This window comes from Burkholderia vietnamiensis LMG 10929 (assembly GCF_000959445.1).
Lineage (GTDB): Bacteria > Pseudomonadota > Gammaproteobacteria > Burkholderiales > Burkholderiaceae > Burkholderia > Burkholderia vietnamiensis.
The window spans coordinates 1,635,440-1,655,485 of the sequence record NZ_CP009631.1; the positions used below are offsets into that span (position 1 = coordinate 1,635,440).

The 20,046-nt window shown below is 67.3% G+C and carries 18 protein-coding genes and 1 tRNA gene; 9 read left to right on the forward strand and 10 right to left on the reverse strand.

Annotation, left to right across the window (positions count from 1 at the left end; genetic code table 11):
- Nucleotides 1–4: 4 nt before the first annotated feature.
- Both AK36_RS17455 and AK36_RS17460 read right to left on the reverse strand, forming a co-directional pair.
- Nucleotides 5–1,372: an MFS transporter gene (locus AK36_RS17455; protein ID WP_045578889.1), complete on the reverse strand. Its 1,368-nt coding sequence runs from the start codon at nt 1,370–1,372 to the stop codon at nt 5–7.
- A 185-nt stretch (nt 1,373–1,557) separates the two neighbouring features.
- Nucleotides 1,558–1,938 (reverse strand): DUF5594 family protein, encoded by a 381-nt coding sequence (locus tag AK36_RS17460; RefSeq protein WP_014723435.1) that lies wholly within the window; start codon nt 1,936–1,938, stop codon nt 1,558–1,560.
- A 118-nt stretch (nt 1,939–2,056) separates the two neighbouring features.
- Here AK36_RS17460 and AK36_RS17465 point away from each other — a divergent pair, with 118 nt between their 5' ends.
- Complete coding sequence (locus AK36_RS17465; RefSeq protein ID WP_011885671.1) at nt 2,057–2,458, forward strand: hypothetical protein; 402 nt, start codon at nt 2,057–2,059, stop codon at nt 2,456–2,458.
- A 172-nt stretch (nt 2,459–2,630) separates the two neighbouring features.
- Here AK36_RS17465 and AK36_RS17470 read toward each other — a convergent pair whose 3' ends face one another.
- On the reverse strand, nt 2,631–2,960 hold the full coding sequence (locus tag AK36_RS17470) for a hypothetical protein (RefSeq protein WP_011885670.1): 330 nt from the start codon (nt 2,958–2,960) through the stop codon (nt 2,631–2,633).
- Between the two features lie 143 nt (nt 2,961–3,103).
- On the opposite strand from AK36_RS17470, the gene eco reads away from it, so the two are divergent.
- The gene (gene eco, locus AK36_RS17475; RefSeq protein WP_011885669.1) at nt 3,104–3,604 is read left to right on the forward strand and encodes a serine protease inhibitor ecotin; all 501 of its coding nucleotides are present in this window, start codon (nt 3,104–3,106) and stop codon (nt 3,602–3,604) included.
- Nucleotides 3,605–3,974: 370 nt separating this feature from the next.
- Nucleotides 3,975–4,322, forward strand: coding sequence for a hypothetical protein (locus AK36_RS33035; protein ID WP_059862345.1), 348 nt, complete (start codon nt 3,975–3,977; stop codon nt 4,320–4,322).
- A gap of 280 nt (nt 4,323–4,602) precedes the next feature.
- Here the strand turns inward: AK36_RS33035 and AK36_RS17480 are convergent.
- A tRNA-Arg gene (locus AK36_RS17480) sits at nt 4,603–4,677 on the reverse strand.
- A 150-nt stretch (nt 4,678–4,827) separates the two neighbouring features.
- Nucleotides 4,828–5,010, reverse strand: a complete 183-nt coding sequence (locus tag AK36_RS17485) for a rubredoxin (protein WP_011885645.1) — start codon at nt 5,008–5,010, stop codon at nt 4,828–4,830.
- A 195-nt stretch (nt 5,011–5,205) separates the two neighbouring features.
- Here AK36_RS17485 and AK36_RS17490 point away from each other — a divergent pair, with 195 nt between their 5' ends.
- The 5 genes from AK36_RS17490 (at nt 5,206) to AK36_RS17510 (ending at nt 13,134) form a co-directional block, all read left to right on the forward strand.
- Entirely contained in the window at nt 5,206–5,610 is a 405-nt protein-coding gene (locus tag AK36_RS17490) for a DUF4399 domain-containing protein (RefSeq protein ID WP_045578890.1), read from the forward strand.
- Nucleotides 5,611–5,855: 245 nt separating this feature from the next.
- Entirely contained in the window at nt 5,856–7,805 is a 1,950-nt protein-coding gene (locus tag AK36_RS17495; RefSeq protein ID WP_045578891.1) for an ATP-binding cassette domain-containing protein, read from the forward strand.
- 238 nt (nt 7,806–8,043) lie between these two features.
- The gene (locus AK36_RS17500) at nt 8,044–10,026 is read left to right on the forward strand and encodes a DNA topoisomerase IV subunit B (protein WP_045578892.1); all 1,983 of its coding nucleotides are present in this window, start codon (nt 8,044–8,046) and stop codon (nt 10,024–10,026) included.
- A gap of 68 nt (nt 10,027–10,094) precedes the next feature.
- A complete protein-coding gene (parC, locus tag AK36_RS17505; RefSeq protein WP_045578893.1) occupies nt 10,095–12,416 on the forward strand; it encodes a DNA topoisomerase IV subunit A in 2,322 nt (773 codons plus the stop codon).
- A 259-nt stretch (nt 12,417–12,675) separates the two neighbouring features.
- Nucleotides 12,676–13,134 (forward strand): CopD family protein, encoded by a 459-nt coding sequence (locus AK36_RS17510; RefSeq protein WP_011885640.1) that lies wholly within the window; start codon nt 12,676–12,678, stop codon nt 13,132–13,134.
- Nucleotides 13,135–13,209: 75 nt separating this feature from the next.
- Here AK36_RS17510 and AK36_RS17515 read toward each other — a convergent pair whose 3' ends face one another.
- Nucleotides 13,210–14,094: a LysR family transcriptional regulator gene (locus AK36_RS17515; protein ID WP_045578894.1), complete on the reverse strand. Its 885-nt coding sequence runs from the start codon at nt 14,092–14,094 to the stop codon at nt 13,210–13,212.
- A gap of 113 nt (nt 14,095–14,207) precedes the next feature.
- Between AK36_RS17515 and AK36_RS17520 the strand changes: the two genes are divergently transcribed.
- Nucleotides 14,208–14,654, forward strand: a complete 447-nt coding sequence (locus AK36_RS17520) for a multidrug/biocide efflux PACE transporter (RefSeq protein ID WP_011885638.1) — start codon at nt 14,208–14,210, stop codon at nt 14,652–14,654.
- Nucleotides 14,655–14,690: 36 nt separating this feature from the next.
- Here AK36_RS17520 and AK36_RS17525 read toward each other — a convergent pair whose 3' ends face one another.
- The 4 genes from AK36_RS17525 to AK36_RS17540 all read right to left on the reverse strand — a co-directional run bounded on the left by AK36_RS17525 (nt 14,691) and on the right by AK36_RS17540 (nt 20,006).
- On the reverse strand, nt 14,691–15,899 hold the full coding sequence (locus tag AK36_RS17525) for a chromate transporter (protein ID WP_011885637.1): 1,209 nt from the start codon (nt 15,897–15,899) through the stop codon (nt 14,691–14,693).
- Between the two features lie 194 nt (nt 15,900–16,093).
- Complete coding sequence (locus AK36_RS17530) at nt 16,094–18,433, reverse strand: bifunctional diguanylate cyclase/phosphodiesterase (RefSeq protein ID WP_034194020.1); 2,340 nt, start codon at nt 18,431–18,433, stop codon at nt 16,094–16,096.
- A 219-nt stretch (nt 18,434–18,652) separates the two neighbouring features.
- A complete protein-coding gene (locus tag AK36_RS17535; protein WP_045578895.1) occupies nt 18,653–19,534 on the reverse strand; it encodes a PhzF family phenazine biosynthesis protein in 882 nt (293 codons plus the stop codon).
- Between the two features lie 13 nt (nt 19,535–19,547).
- The gene (locus tag AK36_RS17540) at nt 19,548–20,006 is read right to left on the reverse strand and encodes a RidA family protein (protein ID WP_011885634.1); all 459 of its coding nucleotides are present in this window, start codon (nt 20,004–20,006) and stop codon (nt 19,548–19,550) included.
- Nucleotides 20,007–20,046: the final 40 nt, after the last annotated feature.

Consider the following 20,046-nt stretch of genomic DNA (forward strand, 5'->3'; position numbering starts at 1 on the left):
GGCATCACGCCGCGGTATCGGCCCGCGGCGACGCGATGCGTAGCGTGCTGACCACCGCGGCGACGGCTGCGAAGGCCGCCGCGGCATAGAGCGCGATGGTCGGCCCGTGCTGCGGCGCGACGCCGAAAATCAATGCGACCAGCGCGGCGCCGAGCGTCTGGCCGGTCAGCCGTGCGGTACTGAGCATCCCGCCTGCGCCGCCGCTGCGCTCGCGCGGCGCCGACGACAGCATCGCGCGATTGTTCGGCGACTGGAACAGCCCGAAGCCCGCCCCGCACAACGCCATCCGCCACACGATGTCGACGGTGCCAGGATGCGCGCCGATCGTCGCCAGCGACAGCAGGCCGGCCGCGAACAGCGCGAGCCCGATGCCGCCGAGGATGCCGGCCGAGTAGCGATCGGACAGCACGCCCGCGAGCGGCGCGGCGAACACGATCACGAGCGGCCACGGCGTCATGTACAGCCCGGTTTCGACCTGCGAGAAGCCGAGCGAATGCTGCAGCCAGAACGGCAGCGCGACGAACGCGAGCATCTGCGACGTGAAGGAGGCGACCGACGTGCCGATCGACAGCGCGAACATCGGAATGCGCATCAGGTCGACCGGCAGCAGCGGCGCCGGCTGCGACAACTGGCGCTTCACGAAGAAGTAGCCGATGCCGAGCGCGACCGCGAGTTCGGCCGCGACGTATGCGCGGCTTTCGCCGTGGCCGAGCCCGTCGACGGCCATGATCAGCAGCCCGAACACGCACGCGTTCATCAGCGCGCTCGCGAAGTCGTACGGTGCGTCGTGCAGCGGGTTCGCCGGCAACGCGCGCACGCTGCCGAACACCGCCGCGATGCCGATCGGCACGTTGACCGCGAACAGCCACGGCCACGACGCGAACGACAGGATTGCGGAGGCGACCGTCGGGCCGATCGCCGACGACAGCGCGACCACCATCGCGTTGATCGAGAGCCCGCGTCCCAGCATCGACGACGGGTAGATCATCCGCACGAGCGCCGCGTTCACGCTCATGATGCCGGCCGCGCCGAAGCCCTGGATCACGCGCATCACGGCGAGCATCGGCAGCGAGCCGGACAGCGCGCAGCCGAGCGACGCCGCGGTGAACAGCGCCAGCCCGGAGATGTAGACGCGGCGATAGCCGATGCGCTCGCCCAGCGATGCGAGCGGCAGCAGCGTGATCGTGACGGCGAGCTGATAGGCGTTGACGATCCAGATCGATGCGGCGTCGGAGGCGTGCAGGTCGCGCGCGATCGTCGGCAGCGCGACGTTCGCGATCGCGCCGTCGAGCACGGCGAGCGTGATGCCCAGTGCGACGCAGACGATCGCCCAGTAGCGTTGCGGAAGCGGCAGGCCGGTATCGGCGTTCATGTCGGGAGCGAAAGCGTGGTTGTCCGCGCGCCCGGGCGCCGGTTGCGTGCGCAACCACGCTCGCGGGCGCTGGCGATGGGGAATGACCCGGCCGGCACGACGGCGCCGAAGCGGGGCCGGTCGAGTGTATCACCGGGCCGCGTTGCGCGACGCCGGCGTACCGAGCCGCTTGCCGGCGCGCGCACTCAGCCTTCGAAGTCGAGCCCGCCGAGCCGTACCAGCGGTTCCGCCTGCGTGCGCGACGCGAGATCGATGTCGCGTGCGCTTTCCCAGGCATTCAGCTTCTTCGGCAGCGCGCTCAGGTAATGTTCGAAGCGCGCCGCGCCGTCGGGCTCCATCAGCCGTTCGATTTCGTCGGTGTCCCAGGTCAGTTCGAGGTTCAGCGGATAGGCGAAGCCGCTGACGTGCTCGTGCGGTGCGCTGCTGATGTGTACGCGGGTCGGTTGGCCGTGGCCGCCATACGGGACGACGTCGGCGTGCACGTGTTCGGCGAAGAAAGCGGCGATCGCGTGCGCGATGCGCGGCGCGAATTCGGTATCGAAACGGCGGGCGGTTTCGGGCTGCATGCGGGGCGTCTCCTATATGCCGAAAATCGTAGCACGGCAGCGCAGCGTTTCGCTGGGCGCGTGCCCGGTAATCGCGCGTTACCACTTGCTGCATCTATTACGGGCGGGCGCAGCCACAATGCATCGCATTCAGTACCACTTCGCGTGGGAGTCCATCATGAAGAAGATTGCCGCAGTATGTGTGCTCGCCGGTTCGCTCGTCGCGGCGGGGCCGGCCTCCGCGCACGGCCGCGACGGCGGTGCAGTGATCGGCGCGTTGATCGGCGGCGCGGTGCTCGGGGCGATCGTGACGTCGGCGATGAATCCGCCCGTCGCGTATCAGGCACCCGTGTATCAGGCGCCGGCTTACCAGCCGCCGACCTACTATCAGGCGCCGGCGTATCAGCAGCCCGCTTATCCGGCCTATCAGCAGGCGCAGTATCAGGACGACGGACCGAACTATTGCTACGACCGGTATCAGCGCGCGTATGTGTGCGGCGCGCCGGTGTCGGGCGGGTATGCGCAGCCGGGCGGATGGTGAGCGATTTCACCGCTGCACGCGGCGCCGAGCGTGGCGCGGCGTGCGGCATCACATCACGGAAGACGAAAGGCCCTCGCACGATGCGAGGGCCTTTCGTCATTTGATGGGGGGCCGGAGGAGCGCGGGCGGCCGGTGTGAGGATACAAACGGTTGCAATTGCGCGGCGCGACCATTAGTGGCGGTGGCCGCCGCCGTCGCCCGGACCGCGTCCGCCGTCGTTCCAGTCGCCCCGGCGTCCGCCGCCGCGGCCCCAGCCGCCACGGTTGCCCCAGCCACCGCGGTCGCGGTCCCAGTGGCGGTTGTCGCGGTGTCCGCGATCCCAGTCGCCGCCGCCGCCCCAGATATTGACGGTGCCGTAGACCGGCGCGGCGCCGTAGGCCGGCCCGTAGGCATAGCCGGGATCGGAATAGTACGGCTGCCCGTAGCTGTATCCGGCGTCCGGGGCGACGACGCAACCGGCGAGCAGCGTGGCGACGCTGGCGGTGGCAATGAGCTTCAGCATGATGATCTCCGTTGGTTCCGCTATGAATACCGCGGGCGGAGATCGGCGGCTGTTTGCAATTGTGTCGTGAAATTACGGTGCCGTAAGGTCTTGAGGTGAAAGTGTTAGCATCGGGAGCCTATTTGTCAGACAGGAGCACATCGATGAAATACGCGATCCGGGCCGCTTTGGCCGCCTTTTGCGTGACGACCGCCGGTGCGTGGGCGGCGGGGCCGGCATCGGCGCCTGCCGTGTCGGCCGAGTCGATCAAGATGTTCCCGCAACCGGCCGCCGGCCAGCAGCGCGCGGTGATCGCGCTGCCCGCGCTCGACAACGAGGCCGACGCGCGCGTCGAGCTGATGATCGGCAAGACACTGCCGACCGACTGCAATCAGCAGTGGTTCGGCGGCGAGCTTACCGCCGAGGACGTGAAGGGCTGGGGCTATACCTACTATCGGCTCACCGACGTGAAGGGGCCGGCGTCGACGCTGATGGCATGCCCCGGTCAAGCGCCGCAGCAACGCTTCGTGCAGGTGCGCGGCGATGGTCAGCTGTTGCGGTACAACAGCCGGTTGCCGTTGGTCGTGTATGTGCCGGAAGGGTTTGAGGTGCGGTATCGCGTCTGGCATGCGGCGAAGGATGTGGGGCAGGCGGGGATGCAGTGATGCTCGCGACGGCTCCCGCCGTCGCGCGCCTGAATCGACATTCGCGGGTTTGCCGTCACGTGGCAGCGCGCAATCGCATCGAGGACCGCGTGGGCTGAGAACTATGCCGTCGGCGACGCTCCCGCAAGACCCTGTCCGCAACGACTCGGTGCTTGACGATAGTGAAGCCCGCCGTCTCGATCGCAGGAGTTGATTGGCTGGCGATCAGTCGTGCTGCCGGGGGCATACCCATGCACAGAGACATGGCACCGCCTGTCCGTGCCCGGACGGCCCCTCGTTATCATCCCGCTACGGGAATCGGACGCTAGTACCAGAGAATACGCGAGCCATCGGCGAGAAGCTGCTGGCTCATGTGCGAGCTAACGCAACCATGAACGAATCACAAGACATCGCGAGCGCTGAGTCCGGGCCTTCATCAGGCGCGATCACGCTCGCTATTGCTACCTTCATCGGACTGTGGATTCCGTGGATCGGCTTTGCATACTGGTATGTCGAGGTCGGCGGATTTCATAGCGGAATTTTTACAGCCGGCACGACGGGCTTCCTTTTGTTTACTGCTGCCACGTGGGTCGTGACGCCCCTCTTTACATTGATTTACGTCTTTTATGCGATGCGCTCAGCGCTGCGCAATACATACGACCAAGTAATGTTCGCCGTTGAGTGTCTGATTCTTCTTGGAATGTGGGCGGTAGCGGCATCCCCATTTGTCGGCCGGTAGGTTGAAACGGGCGACACGGCGGCAACTCAAGAAAGAGGGGCTCGCCTCCGGTGTTGCAGCAGGTGAAGCGTGCAAACCATCGACCGGTTAGAGCGCTTCGCGTTCCGCACCTGCACGTCAGCAAGAGGCATTGTTGGTATCTGCTGATACCAACAAAAAATGCCAACCCTTTCCCCGGCTGCCACTGAGCAACCTTGATAACGATGCGACCCAACAGGCCGCCAGGTGGGCCTAAGCGGTCAATGTCTCGTGATTCTCGGGGAATGGTTTGAAGCTCGACTGGTCCCCCCGACAGGAATCGAACCTGTATCTAGCGCTTAGGAGGCGCTTGTTCTATCCATTGAACTACGGGGAGGGCCATGTCCGCGATATCGCGTGCTCAAGACGCGACCGGGACGGCAAGGTGGACAGCGCGCAGAGTATAGCAAACGCGCGGCGCGCCGGCGGAGCGAATACGATTCGCTCCGCGCGATCGCGTCAGAAGCTGCGCCTCAGAAACCCCGCCTCAGAAATCGACAACCACGAAATCTTCCTTGCCCACATCGCACAGCGGGCATCGCCAGTCGGCGGGGATATCGGCGAAACGCGTGCCGGCGGGGATGCCGTCGTCCGGCAGGCCTTCCGCTTCGTTGTAGACCCACCCGCAAATCAGGCAGACCCAGCTCTGGTATTCGGTTACTTCGCTCATGTGGTGCTCGGGAGGATGAAAGTCGCTGACGTCGTCCGCGGCGCGGCCAGCGGACGAGAGGCGCAATGGTACCGGAATTCCGCCGAACGCCCGCGCAACGTCGTTCAAGCGTGCGCATCGCGAACAACGTTCGCCGTCGCGCGGCCGGGACGCGCAGTGTATGCTTCGTGAACCTTTCAATCCGAAGGAGAAAACATGCTCAACAAGAAGTGGATCGCGGGTGCGGTTTGTGTCGCGGCACTGGCCGTGTCGACGCTCGCGCGGGCCGAGGCGCGCGTGTTCTTCGTCGAGCCGCAGGACGGCGCGACGGTATCGAGCCCGGTGCACGTCAAGTTCGGCCTCGAAGGCATGGATCTGAAGCCGGCCGGCGACATGACGCCCGACACCGGTCACCATCACCTGCTGATCGACGGCAAGCCGGTGCCGAAAGGCGACGTGATTCCCGCCACCGACCATTCGCTGCACTTCGGCAAGGGCCAGACCGAAACCGACGTCAAGCTGCCGTCCGGCCAGCACACGTTGACGCTGCAACTCGGCGACGGCGCGCACCGCTCGTACGGGCCGGAGATGAGCTCGACGATCACGGTCAACGTGAAGTAAACGCGTCCCACAAGCGGGCGCCCGGCTGCTAAGCGGCTACCAGGAAGCGGCCGTCAAGCGGCGGCCGGCCGCCCGCCGCATCGTTCGCACGGTGCCGGCGCCGCGGCGTGCCGACACGCTGCCGCCGTCAGCGCCGGCCGATACCCAAAAAGCCGCTCACCGCCATCGTCCATCCGGCCATCCCGGCGCACGCGTGCGCCACCGGTACAATGGGCGCTTCCGATTTCTCTCTTCGCCGTCTGCCCATGTCGCTTTATTCCATTACCGGTGCGCAACTCGCGTTCGGTCACGTCGCGTTGCTCGATCACGCGGACTTCTCGCTGGAGGCCGGCGAGCGCGTCGGTCTGATCGGTCGCAACGGTGCGGGCAAGTCGTCGCTGCTGAAGATCGTCGCGGGGCTCGCGAAGCCGGACGACGGGCTGATCACGCGCCAGCAGGAGCTCGTGACCGTCTACGTGCCGCAGGAGCCCGAATTCGAGCCGGGCGCGACCGTATTCGATGCCGTCGCGTCGGGGCTCACGCACACGCGCGAGGTGCTCGAAGAATACGATTCGATCGCGCACCGCCTCGCCGAAACGCCCGAAGGCGCCGAGCACGACGCGCTGCTCGCGCGAATGAACGCGCTGCAGTCGTCGCTCGATACGCACGACGCGTGGAACTGGCGCACGCGCGTATCGATGACGCTCGCGCAGATCGGCCTGACCGACGGCGACGCGCCCGTCGACGCGCTCTCGGGCGGCATGCAAAAACGCGTCGCGCTGGCGCGCGCGCTGGTGCTGCAGCCGGACGTGCTGCTGCTCGACGAGCCGACCAACCATCTCGACTTCGACGGCATCCGCTGGCTGGAAGAGCTGCTCGTCGCGCAGCGCGCCGGCCTGCTGTTCATCACGCACGATCGCGCGTTCCTCGACCGTGTCGCCACGCGCATCGTCGAGCTCGATCGCGGCCGGCTGCTGTCCTATCCGGGCAATTTCTCGGCCTACCAGACGCGCAAGGCGCAGCAGCTCGAAGTCGAGCGCGTGGAAAACGAGAAGTTCGACAAGCTGCTCGCGCAGGAAGAAGTGTGGATCCGCAAGGGCGTCGAGGCGCGCCGCACGCGCAGCGTGGGCCGCGTCGCGCGGCTCGTGCAGATGCGCCACGAACGCGCCGAGCGTCGCAACGCGCAGGGCAACGTGAAGCTCGACGTCGCGCAGGGCGAGAAGTCCGGCAAGATCGTCGCGGAGCTGACCGACGTGACGAAGCGCTACGGCGAACGCACGGTCGTCGACAGGTTCTCGACGACGGTCATGCGCGGCGACAAGATCGGTTTCGTCGGTCCGAACGGCGCCGGCAAGACGACGCTGCTCAAGCTGATCCTCGGCGAGCTGAAGCCCGACGGCGGCACGGTGCGCATCGGCACGAACCTGCAGGTCGCGTACTTCGACCAGATGCGCGCGCAGCTCGACCAGGAAAAGAGCCTTGCCGACACGATCAGCCCGGGCAGCGAATGGATCGAGATCGGCGGCGTGCGCAAGCACGTGATGAGCTATCTCGGCGACTTCCTGTTCGCGCCGGAGCGCGCCCGCTCGCCGGTGAAGTCGCTGTCGGGCGGCGAACGCAACCGGCTGCTGCTCGCGCGCCTGTTCGCGCGTCCGGCGAACGTGCTGGTGCTCGACGAACCGACCAACGACCTCGACATCCCGACGCTCGAACTGCTCGAAGAACTGCTGGCCGATTACGACGGCACGGTGCTGCTGGTCAGCCACGATCGCGCGTTCCTCGACAACGTCGTGACGTCGGTGATCGCGGCCGAGGGCGACGGAAAGTGGCGCGAATACGTCGGCGGCTTCACCGACTGGCAGATCCAGAGCGAGCGCTCTCAGCAACTGGCGCAACAGGAAGCGGCGAAGCGCGCGGTGAAGGAAGCCGCGCCGCTCAAGGAGGATGCGGCAAAGAGCGCGGCCGGCCGTAATGCGCAACGCACGGTGAAGCTGTCGTTCAACGAGCAGCGCGAGCTCGATGCGCTGCCGGAAAAAATCGCGGCGCTCGAAGCAGAACAGAAAACGATCAATGCGCAGCTCGAGGACGGCTCGATCTTCGCGAAGGATCCGCAGGAAGGCACGCGCCTGACCGAGCGGTTCGCGGCGATCGACGATGAACTCCTCGCCGCGCTCGAGCGGTGGGAAACGCTCGAGGCGAAGCGCAAGCCGGTGTGACGGGCCGCCGCGGCGCGCCGCGGCCGGCAGCGGCCGGCCGCCGTCATCGCAACCGGGCCGTCGCGCGGAACCAGTAAAATACCGCGCGTCCCGGGCCGCGCATGTCGCGCCCGCTTTCGGAGCAGTCCGAGCACACCGTTGTTTCGATTCGCTTTTTTACGGAACTCAACGTTTTGTCCACGACGTTATCCACACGAGATGTGGACAACGTCCCGATGAATGACGAAATTCAGCATCTATGTCAACGAAGAAGCCCAGCGCGGCCTATAGCGAAGCATCGATCAAGGTGCTCAAGGGTCTCGAGCCGGTCAAGCAGCGGCCCGGCATGTACACCCGTACCGAAAATCCGCTGCACATCATCCAGGAAGTGATCGACAACGCGTCCGACGAAGCGCTCGGCGGCTACGGCAAGCAGATCACGGTCACGCTGCACGCCGATCAGTCGGTGTCGGTCGAGGACGACGGCCGCGGCATTCCGTTCGGGATGCACCCGGAAGAACGCGTGCCGGTCGTCGAGATCGTGTTCACGCGCCTGCACGCGGGCGGCAAGTTCGACAAGGCCGCCGGCGGCGCATACACGTTCTCGGGCGGTCTGCACGGCGTCGGCGTGTCGGTGACCAACGCGCTCGCGACGCGTCTGGACGTGACGGTCTGGCGCGAAGGCAAGATCGCCAGCCTCGGCTTCGCCGACGGCGACGTGGTGAAGCCGCTCGCGACGCAGGCGGCCGGCCGCGGCGAGAAGAAGTCCGGCACGCGCGTGCAGGTGTGGCCGAATCCGAAGTACTTCGATTCGCCGAACCTGCCGCTCGGCGAATTGCAGCGCCTGCTGCGCTCGAAGGCCGTGCTGCTGCCGGGCGTCGAGGTCGTGCTCGTCAACGAGAAGACGGGCGAGCGCCAGGCGTGGAAATACGAAGACGGCCTGCGCGGCTACCTGCTCGACGAGATGAACGGCAGCGAACTGCTGATTCCGCTGTTCGAAGGCGAGCGTTTCGCCGATGCGCGTTCGACCGACGACACCTTCGCCGAAGGCGAGGGCGCGTCGTGGGTCGTCGCATGGAGCGAGGAAGGCTCGCTCGTGCGCGAATCGTACGTGAACCTGATCCCCACGCCGGCCGGCGGCACGCACGAGTCGGGCCTGCGCGACGGGCTCTACCAGGCGGTGAAGAGCTTCGTCGAACTGCACAACCTGCAGCCGAAGGGCGTGAAGCTGCTGGCGGAAGACGTGTTCGCGCGCGTGTCGTTCGTGCTGTCCGCGAAGGTGCTCGATCCGCAGTTCCAGGGGCAGATCAAGGAGCGGCTGAACAGCCGCGACGCGGTCAAGCTGGTGTCGTCGTTCTCGCGTCCGGCGCTCGAACTGTGGCTGAACCAGCACGTCGAGTACGGCAAGAAGCTCGCCGAGCTCGTGATCAAGCAGGCGCAGGCGCGCACGCGCGCCGGCCAGAAGGTCGAGAAGCGCAAGAGCTCGGGCGTCGCGGTGCTGCCGGGCAAGCTGACCGACTGCGAGACGGAAGACATCGCGCGCAACGAGCTGTTCCTCGTCGAGGGCGACTCGGCGGGCGGCTCCGCGAAGATGGGCCGCGACAAGGAATACCAGGCGATCCTGCCGCTGCGCGGCAAGGTGCTGAACACGTGGGAAACCGAGCGCGACCGCCTGTTCGCGAACAACGAGGTGCACGACATCTCGGTCGCGATCGGCGTCGATCCGCACAGCCCGGACGATACCGTCGACCTGTCGAACCTGCGCTACGGCAAGATCTGCATCCTGTCGGACGCGGACGTCGACGGCTCGCACATCCAGGTGCTGCTGCTCACGCTGTTCTTCAAGCACTTCCCGCAGCTGATCGAGCGCGGCCACGTGTACGTCGCGCGCCCGCCGCTGTTCCGCGTCGACGCGCCGGCGCGCGGCAAGAAGCCCGCGCAGAAGCTCTACGCGCTCGACGAAGGCGAACTCGAAGCGACGCTCGACAAGCTGCGCAAGGACGGTGTGCGCGACACGCAGTGGAGCATCAGCCGCTTCAAGGGCCTCGGCGAAATGAGCGCCGAGCAGCTGTGGGACACGACGATGAACCCCGACACGCGCCGCCTGATGCCGGTCAAGCTCGGCGAGCTCGACTACGAGGCGACCGTCGCGCGGATGACGATGCTGATGGGCAAGGGCGAGGCAGCCGCGCGGCGCGGCTGGCTCGAGGAAAAGGGCAACGACGTCGAAGCGGATATCTAAGCCGGGCATCCGCACGGCCGGGCCGCGCGCCCGGCCCGCCTCATGTCAGTTAAGAATACGGAATTCAGATGGACGACAACACTGCCGATCTCTTTGCCGGCCCCGACGCACCGGACACCGATGCGCTGACGCTCGGCAACTACGCCGAGCAGGCGTACCTCAGCTACGCGGTCAGCGTCGTGAAAAGCCGCGCGCTGCCGGACGTCTGCGACGGCCAGAAGCCGGTGCAGCGCCGCATCCTGTTCGCGATGAACGAAATGGGTCTCGGTCCCGACGCGAAGCCGGTGAAGTCGGCGCGCGTGGTGGGCGACGTGCTCGGTAAATACCACCCGCACGGCGACCAGTCGGCGTACGACGCGCTCGTGCGCCTCGCGCAGGATTTCTCGCTGCGCTATCCGCTGATCGACGGGCAGGGCAACTTCGGCTCGCGCGACGGCGACGGCGCGGCGGCGATGCGGTACACCGAAGCGCGCCTCACGCCGATCTCGAAGCTGCTGCTCGACGAGATCGACCAGGGCACGGTCGACTTCATGCCGAACTACGACGGCTCGTTCGAGGAGCCGAAGACGCTGCCGAGCCGCATGCCGTTCGTGCTGCTGAACGGCGCGTCGGGCATCGCGGTGGGCCTCGCGACGGAAATCCCGTCGCACAACCTGCGCGAAGTCGCGGCCGCCGCGGTCGCGTTGATCCGCAATCCGAAGCTCACGCACGCGGAGCTGATGAACCTGATCCCCGGCCCGGACTTCCCCGGCGGCGGTCAGATCATCTCGAGCGACGCTGAAATCTCGGCGGCGTACGAAACCGGCCGCGGCAGCCTGAAGGTGCGCGCGAAGTGGAAGATCGAGGATCTGGCGCGCGGCCAGTGGCAGCTGGTCGTCACCGAGCTGCCGCCGAACACGTCGGGCCAGAAGGTGCTCGAGGAAATCGAGGAGCTGACCAACCCGAAGCTCAAGCTCGGCAAGAAGACGCTCACGCCCGAGCAGCTCAACACGAAGAAAGCGATGCTCGACCTGCTCGACGCGGTGCGCGACGAGTCGGGCAAGGAAGCGGCGGTGCGGCTCGTGTTCGAGCCGAAGTCGCGCACGATCGACCAGACGGAATTCGTCAACACGCTGCTCGCCTACACGAGCCTCGAATCGAACGCGACGCTGAACCTCGTGATGATCGGCGCCGACGGCCGGCCGGGCCAGAAGGGCCTGCTGACCATCCTCCACGAATGGGTGAAGTACCGCCAGTCGACGATGACGCGGCGCTGCCGCCATCGTCTCGCGAAGGTCGACGACCGCATCCACATCCTCGAAGGGCGGATGATCGTCTTCCTGAACATCGACGAGGTGATCCGCATCATCCGCGAGTCGGACGAGCCGAAGAGCGCGCTGATGAGCGCGTTCGGCCTGACCGAGCGCCAGGCGGAAGACATCCTCGAGATCCGCCTGCGTCAGCTCGCGCGGCTCGAGAAGATCAAGATCGAGAAGGAACTCGACGCGCTGCGCGACGAGAAGGCGAAGCTCGAGGAGCTGCTCGCGAACGAAAGCGCGATGAAGCGGCTGATGATCAAGGAGATCGAAGCCGACGCGAAGCAGTACGGCGACGATCGCCGCACGCTGATCCAGCAGGAAAAGCGCGCGACGTTCGAGGCGAAGGTCGTCGACGAGCCGGTGACGGTGGTCGTCTCGCAAAAGGGCTGGGTACGTGCGCTGAAGGGCCACGGGCTCGACCCGGCCGGCTTCTCGTTCAAGGCCGGCGACGGCCTGTACGCGGCGTTCCAGTGCCGCACGCCCGATCGGCTGATCGCCTGGGGCAGCAGCGGACGCGTCTATTCGGTCGACGTGTCGGTGCTGCCGGGCGGGCGCGGCGACGGCGTGCCGGTCACCTCGCTGATCGAGCTCGAATCGGGCTCGCATCTGATGCACTACTACGCCGCGCCGGTCGATCAGCAATTGCTGCTGGCGTCGAGCAACGGCTTCGGCTTCCTCGCGAAGGTCGGCGACATGGTGAGCCGCGTGAAGGCCGGCAAGTCGTTCATGACGATCGACGCGGGCGCGGTGCCGCTCGCGCCGATGCCCGTGCTGCCGAATGCGACGCAGGTCGCGTGTCTGTCGAGCGGTGGCCGGCTGCTGGTGTTCGCGATGGACGAGATGAAGACGCTGTCCGGCGGCGGCCGCGGCGTGACGCTGATGGCGCTCGACGACAAGGAAACGCTCGTGCAGGCGCTCGCGATCGACCCGGCCGGCGTCGTACTGATCGGCACCGGCCGCGGCGGCAAGGTGCAGGACGAAACGCTGTCGTACGCGGGGCTCGCGCCGCACATCGGCAAGCGCGCACGCAAGGGCCGCGCGCCCGACACGAAGCTGAAGGTCGTCAACGAGCTGCGCCCGCTGCTCGGCTGACGACGCATCCGCCGGCGCGCGCCGGCACGACGGGCCGCACCCGCGCTTCGGCGCCGGTGCGGCCTGTGCTTTTGCGGCGACGAATGTGCGAAGAATGGGCGACGGCGCGGCGCTGGCGTCGTCGCGCGGAAGTTGCAAAATATTGTCAAATGTGGCCATGCGCCTGAACCGAGCGCTGGTCGGCAGGTCGAACGTCGCTCGAGACCGCGTGTGATGCGGTCGTTCGTTGCACTGAACCCGCTACCCCAGGATCGTCACCATGTCCCACGCCGTTGCCGTCGCGCTGTTTCTTCATCTGCTGGCCGTCGCCGTGTGGGTGGGCGGAATGGTGTTCGCGCACTTCTGCCTGCGCCCGGCGCTGTCCGATCTGACGCCGCAGTTGCGGCTGCCGTTGATCGAGGGCGTGTTCGGCCGGTTTTTCAACTGGGTGTCGGGCGCGGTGCTCGTGATCCTGCTGTCGGGCGGCTTCCTGCTCACGGCGTTCGGCGGCGCGCACGCGACCTGGCCGCTGCATGCGATGGCCGGGCTTGGCGTCGTGATGATGCTGATCTTCGGTCACATCCGCTTCGCGCTGTTTCCCCGTATCCGCCGCGCGGTGCAGGCGCAGAACTGGCCGGACGGCGCGCGCGCGGTGAATGCGGTGCGGCTGCTGGTCGTCGTCAACCTGGTGCTCGGCGTCGTGACGATCGGCGTGGCCGTGTTGGCGCGCGGCTTCTGAGCGGGGCCGGCTGACGGGTTCGTGCCGCTCGGCGCGGCCCGGCGCTGGCGCCGACGCGGGCAGAGCGGCGCGCCGCTACGCGGCCAGCATCGCATCGAGCAGCCACGCGCTGGCCGGGCCGAGCGGCCGGTTGCGCGACCACACCGCATCGACGCGGACCCGGCGTGGCCAGCCGCGCGCACGCAATTCACACAGCCGGTCGCGCGCGAAGTGCTCGACCATCCAGCGCGGCAGTTCGGCCCAGCCGAACCCCAGCACCGCCATTTCCAGCAGCATCAGGTAGCTCGGCGCGAGCCAGCGCTGCGTGCCGACGACGATCCGGTCCTCCGCGCGCTGGTCCTCCGGTTTCACGTACGTGTTCAGGCGCAACTCGCGCGCGTCGCGCAGCGCCGCATGCGGCACCTCGGCGTCGCCGTAGGCGGCCAATGCATGCATGCGCCCGACGAACAGGCCGATCTCCGATTCCTCCGCGACCGTCGCCGCGCCGATATCGGCCGGGTAGACGGCCCGCGCCGCCATCAGCCCGAGCTGCGCGCGGCCTTGCTGGATCAGGTCGAGCACGTCGTCGTGCTCGGCGATCTGGCATTCGAGCTCGAGCGCGGGAAAACGCCGCTCGAGCGCCATCAAGGTTTCCTCGTAACGCTTCGACTGGTAGGTGTCCGACACGACCAGCGTCAGGCGCGCTTCCTCGCCGTGCGCGAGCCGCGCGGCGATGCGGTCGATCGCCGCGCCGGCCTCCAGCGCGCGCTGCACCTGCGGCAGCAGCGCGCGGCCGGCATCGGTCAGCGTCGGCGTGCGCGTCGCTCGGTCGAACAGCCGCACGCCGAGGTCGATCTCGAGGTTCGCGATCGCTTCGGATACCGTCGACTGGCGCTTTCCGAGCTTGCGCGCGGCGGCCGAGAACGAGCCGAGCTGGGCGGCTTCGGCAAAGGCGAGCAGGGCTTCGGGAGCGTGGCGCATGCGGCGGGTCTCATCTCGTTATATCGGCAAAACCGATGGTAGCAAACTGGATGAGCGTCGTCGGACCGATCAGAATGGCCGCATCGGTTGAAACCAATGCATCGGAGGGAATCATGCAACAGACCAGCAAGACGCTGATGGAGCGCTTCGTTCACGCGCTGACGTTCGAACTCGTGGCGATCGCGCTGTGCGCGCCGCTCGGCGCGTGGCTGCTCGACATGCCGGTGTCGCACGTGGGCGCGTTGACGGTGATGGTGTCGTTGATCGCGATGGCGTGGAACATCGCGTTCAACGCGCTGTTCGACCGCTTCGAGCGCCGGGCGCGCGTCGCGCGTACGCTGCGCATGCGCGTCGTGCATGCGGTGGCGTTCGAGCTCGGCCTCGTCGCGATGGTGGTGCCGCTCGCCGCATGGTGGCTGAACGTCGGCATCGTCGACGCGCTGCTGCTGGATCTCGGGATCGTGCTGTTCTTTCTGCCGTACACGTTCGGCTTCAACCTCGCGTACGACGCGCTGCGCGCCCGCATCGTCGCGCGCCGCGTCGCCGCGCAGGCGGGCTGACCGAGCGCCGGCGGCGCACGGCGCGGCGTCAGTACGTCAGTGCGCGGCGGCCCACAGCCACGCGCCGCACGCGATCGCGACCGCCCCGTACACCGCATACACGGGCGCCTTGAAGCGCGCGAAGCACAGCGTCGCGAACGCGCCGGTGAGCCAATAAACGGGATCGACCGGCTCGCGATGCAGGATCTTGACGACGGCGACGACGAGAAAGCCGGTGGTCGCCGCACGCAGCAGCCGCATTCCGTGCTCGAAGCGCGAATGGCGCTTGAGCCGCGACAGGTGGTTCTGCGCGAACACGACCAGACACCCGGACGGCACGAACAGCGCGGTCGTCGCGAGCAGCGCGCCGAGCCAGCCGTCGGTCAGATAGCCGAGAAACGGCACGACGTTCAGCAACGGGCCGGGCGAGACCGGCGACAGCGCGAACGCGAGCGTGAAGTCGTGATCGGAGATGCCGGTCGCGGGCGACACGAACAGCGTCTTGAGCACCGGCAGCGCGGAGAAGCCGCCGCCGAACAGCGTCATGCCGGCGCCGGCGAGCCGCGGCCACAACAGCGTCGCCTGGTAGTCGCCCGGCAGCGGCACGGCGAACACCGCGACGAGCACGGCGAGCAGCACGAGCAGGTTGCGATCGCGCGCGGACAGCGTGAAGTCGACCGCCGCGTGTTGCGGCGGCCCACTGAGCCAGCCCGCGGCGAACGCCGCGAACAGGATGCCGACGAACGCGGCCGGGCTGTGCGCGAAAGCGAGCAGGATCGTCGACAGCGCGGCGATCAGCTGCTCCAGCGGCGTGCGAGCGAGCGTGCGCAACTGCTTGAGCCACGTGACGCCGATCAGCGCGGCCAGCACCATCCCGAAGTGATTGATCAGCATCGGCGTGGTCAGCGAGCGCACGATCGGCGTGCGATAGAACGCCGCGAACAGCGTCATCAAGAGGAAGAACGGCAATACGCTCGCGATGCCGGCGATCCATGCGCCCACGCGGCCGTGCAGCGTCTGCCCGACCTGGATCGCGACATTGCAGCCGACCGGGCCCGGCACGAGCCATGCGAGCGCGACGAGATCGGCGAATACCTGCGGGTCGATGCGCTGCAGGCGGTCGACATAGTGGCGTTCGAGTTGCGCCATCATCGACAGGCCGCCCCAGGACACGGCGGAAATGCCGGCGACGACCTTGAACAGGGTCCACAGCGACGCCTGAGCCTGATCGATACGTTCGGCCGCTTCGACTTCGACGGTAGTCATGACGAGTGCAGTTGGCGCCGGATCCGGTCGCGCATGAGGGCGTGCCGGCGGAGCGCCGGCACGATGGCCCTCCCGATTGTCCGCCGCGCATCATGACACTGCCATGCGCGAAAACGCTAATTAATGAACTAAACAACCGGATCGGAAACCGAAACAATCGGCATGCAGCGCAACGCGCCGCGTATGGCGGAACGTCAGGTGCCCGTGCTGCCGGCGGCGCGCAGCGCGCCGCCGCTCGACCCGCCGCCGTACACGCCGTAGCGGGCGATCAGGGCGGGGATCGCGTCGGCCGGCACCGGCCGCGAGAACAGGAAGCCTTGCGCTTCGATCTCGCCGAGCGCCGACAGCCACGCGATCTGCTCCTCGGTCTCGGTGCCTTCGACGACCACCGTCAGGCCGAGCGAGCGCGCGAGATGCACGATCGACGACACCATCACGCACACGCTGCGATCGTTCGGGATCGCCTGCACGAACGAGCGGTCGACCTTCAGCGTATCGACGGAGAAGCGGTGCAGGTACGACAGCGACGAGTAGCCGGTGCCGAAATCGTCGAGCGCGATGCGGATGCCGAGCTTCTTCAGCGCGACGATCTTCTCGGACACCAGCTCCGGATATTCCATCATCGCGGTCTCGGTGATCTCGAGTTCGAGCCGGCTCGCGTCGATGCCGGTGTCCTGCAGCGCCTGCGAAATCGTCTCGATCAGGTCGCCGCGCCAGAATTGCACCGGCGAGATGTTGACCGCGAGCGTCAGCGTGTCGTGGCCGTCGTCGCGCCAGCGCGCGAGCTGCTCGCACGCGGTGCGGATCACGAAGTCGCCGATCGGCACGATCAGCCCGGTCGATTCGGCCGTCGAAATGAATTCGTTCGCGGAGATGATGCCGTGTTCGGGGTGGTCCCAGCGCGCCAGCGCCTCGAAGCCGGTGATCGTGCGGTGGGTGAGATCGATCTTCGGCTGGTACGCGAGGAACAGCTGCGCTTCGGCGAGCGCGACGCGCAGCTGCTGCTCCCAGCGCATCAGGTGATCGGCGCGGTGCGACAGATGCGGCGCGTAGAACTGATAGCAGTTCTTGCCGGCGTCCTTCGCGCTGTACATCGCGAGGTCGGCCTTCTTCAGCAGGTCGATCTCGCTTTCGTTCGCGACCGTGTGCAGCGCGATGCCGATGCTGGCGTGCAGCACGAACGAGCTGCCGCGCACGTCGAACGGCTCGGCGAACATCCGGATCACCGATTCGGCGAGCCGCACCGCGCGGCGCTCGATGTCGTCGCCCTTCATCACGACGACGAACTCGTCGCCGCCGATCCGGGCGAGCGAGCCCTCGTCGCCGACGGCGTCCGACAGGCGCGACGCGGTCATCTGCAGCACGATGTCGCCGGCGTTGTGGCCGAGCGTGTCATTGACGGTCTTGAAGTTGTCGAGGTCGATGAACAGCAGGCCGAGCCGCGACAGGCTGGCCGGCATCGACACGTCGTTGCGCAGCCCGCGCAGCGTCGCGTAGCGGTTCGCGAGCCCGGTCAGCAGATCGTATTCGGCGAGTTGCGTCATTTCGCGCTCGCGGCCGAGCAGCTTGCCGATCAGCCCGGTCGCGACGCCGAAGAACGCGAGCATCGCGAGCGTGATGAAGCTCGTCATCAGCAGATAGACGTTGCGCGTGTGATAGTAGTCCGCGAACTCTTCCTTCTGCGACAGCCCGACCATCACCGCGAGCGGATAGCCGTCGAGGTGGCGGTACGACACGATGCGCGTGACGCCGTCGATCGGATCGACGATCGTGCCGGTCACGCGTTCGGCGATCGGATAGACGCCCGACGCGGAGAACGCGCCCGGCGCGTTGCTGAACGAGCCGGTGCGCCGCGCGAGCACGGCGCCCGTGTCCGACACGACGGCGATCACGCCTTCCTTGCCGATCGCCGCGTTGTTGTAGAAGTCGTTGGTGAAGTAGCTCGGATCTTCGGATACCACGACGATGCCCGCGAAGCTGCCGTCCGGGTTGTTCAGGCGACGCGTCATCTGCAGCGTCCAGTGGCTCGACACGCGGCCGAGCACGGGCTTGCTGATGTACAGACGGTCGTCGTTGTGCGCGAGATGGACCTTGAAGTGCTCGCGATCGGCGAGGTTGATCGGCTTCGGATGCGGCTCGGTGGTGTTCGCGAACAGCACGCCCTTGGCGTTGACGAGCGATACCTGGATCAGCGTGTCGCTGGGCACCACGCCTTTCTCGACCGCGCTCGCGAGATTGAAGCGCGCGGGCGACTTCTCGAACTCGAACTTGACGAAGCGGGTGATCTGGTCGACCTGGTGAATCGCCTTCACCGTGTGCTGTTCGAGCGCGGACGACAGGATCGCCGCGGACGCCGCCGCTTCCTTGTACGCGCTGTCCTTCTCCACCGACAGCCGCGCGACGATCACCGCCCACAGCAATGCAAGCGCCAGCATCCCGAGCAGCGGGATGGCGAACAGCGCACGCCGGCGCGACCTACGCGGCGCGCGCAGCGGCCGCGTCGGCGGCGTGTGATTTGACCGGGCGGAGCTCATCGAAGAGGGCGGCGTTCTGCTCGCGTGCGTCATCCCGTGTCGGGATGGTCGGCTAGGGTTGGGGCGCACCGGCGTCTGTTCGTTCGCGGGATGCGCAATCAAGGACAGACCCGCCGAAGCGACGGATTAGGCCCGATATTACTGGCTGGAACGCTTTTGCGATAGCCGGGGAATCGTAGGGGCGCCGGCATCGCCGGTGCCGTCGCACATTGCGAAACGTCAGGCGGGCAGGGGGAAGGTGCCGTCCACGATCGTGACGACGTTGCCGCCGATCCAGATCGTGCCGTCGTCGTCGTAGCGTACGGCGATGCGGCCGTCGCGGCCGATCGCCGTGCCCTGGCGTGCCGTATAGGACGCGCCGGGCCGCCGTTGCTGGCGGCTCAGCAGGCCGGCGAGCGCGGCGTTCGCGCTGCCGGTGACCGGGTCTTCGCCGGTCGCGAAGCCGCCGCCGCTCATCAGGCAGCGGATTTCGAACGTCGCGGGGCCGCCGTCGGGATGCGGCGCGTAAGCGGCGAGCCCGTGCGTGCCGTAGCGGTGGGTGAGCGCGGCCAGCGCGGCCGGATCGGGCGCGAGGCCGACGCAGGCGTCGGCCGACGTCAGCCGCACGACGAGCCACGGCGCGCCGTTGTCGACCGCGCACGGTTCGGCGTCCGGATCGATCGCGTCGCTGCGCAGCGCGGCCGCCAACGCCGGGTAGTCCGAACGGTCGAGCGGCGTGAAACGCGCCGGCGGCGCGGCGAAGGCCCAGCCGTCGGGCTGCTCGCGCAGCTCGACGCGGCCGACGCCGCACTGCTGGATCAGCCGGCCCGGCGTGCGCGGCCGCGCGCCGCTTTCGAGGAACGCGTGCGCGGTGCCGAGCGTCGGATGACCGGCGAACGGCAGTTCGCCGCCCGGCGTGAAGATCCGGACGCGATAATCGGCCTGCGGATCGCTCGGCGTGCAGACGAACGTGGTTTCCGACAGGTTGGTCCAGCGGGCGATCGTCAGCATGTCGTCGTCGCCGAGCGAGTCGGCGTCGAACACCACGGCGAGCGGGTTGCCCTTGAACGGTACCGACGTGAAGACGTCGACCTGTTTGAAACGGACGCGGCGGCCGGTCATCGCGATGCGCGCGTTACGCGACTTCGGCGATCAGCTCGATCTCGACGCACGCGCCGAGCGGGATCTGCGCGACGCCGAACGCCGAGCGCGCATGCTTGCCGGCGTCGCCGAACACTTCGGCGATCAGCTCCGACGCGCCGTTCGTGACGACGTGCTGCTCGGTGAAGTCGAGCGTCGAGTTGACGAGGCTCATCAGCTTCACGATGCGCGTGACCTTGTTCAGGTCGCCGGTGTGAGCGTGCAGCGTCGCGAGCAGGTCGATCGCGATCGAGCGCGCGGCCGCCTTGCCGTCTTCGGTGGTCAGATCGGCGCCGAGCTTGCCGGCCCAGACCTTGCCGTCCTTCTTCGCGATGTGGCCCGACAGGTACACGGTGTTGCCGCTTTGCGCGCTCATCACGTAGGCGGCGGCCGGTGCGCCGGCGGTCGGGAGCTCGATGCCGAGCGACTTGAGCTTGTCGTAGACGTTAGCCATGAATTCGATTCCTCGTAGAGAGTCGTGACAGGTGAAAGGG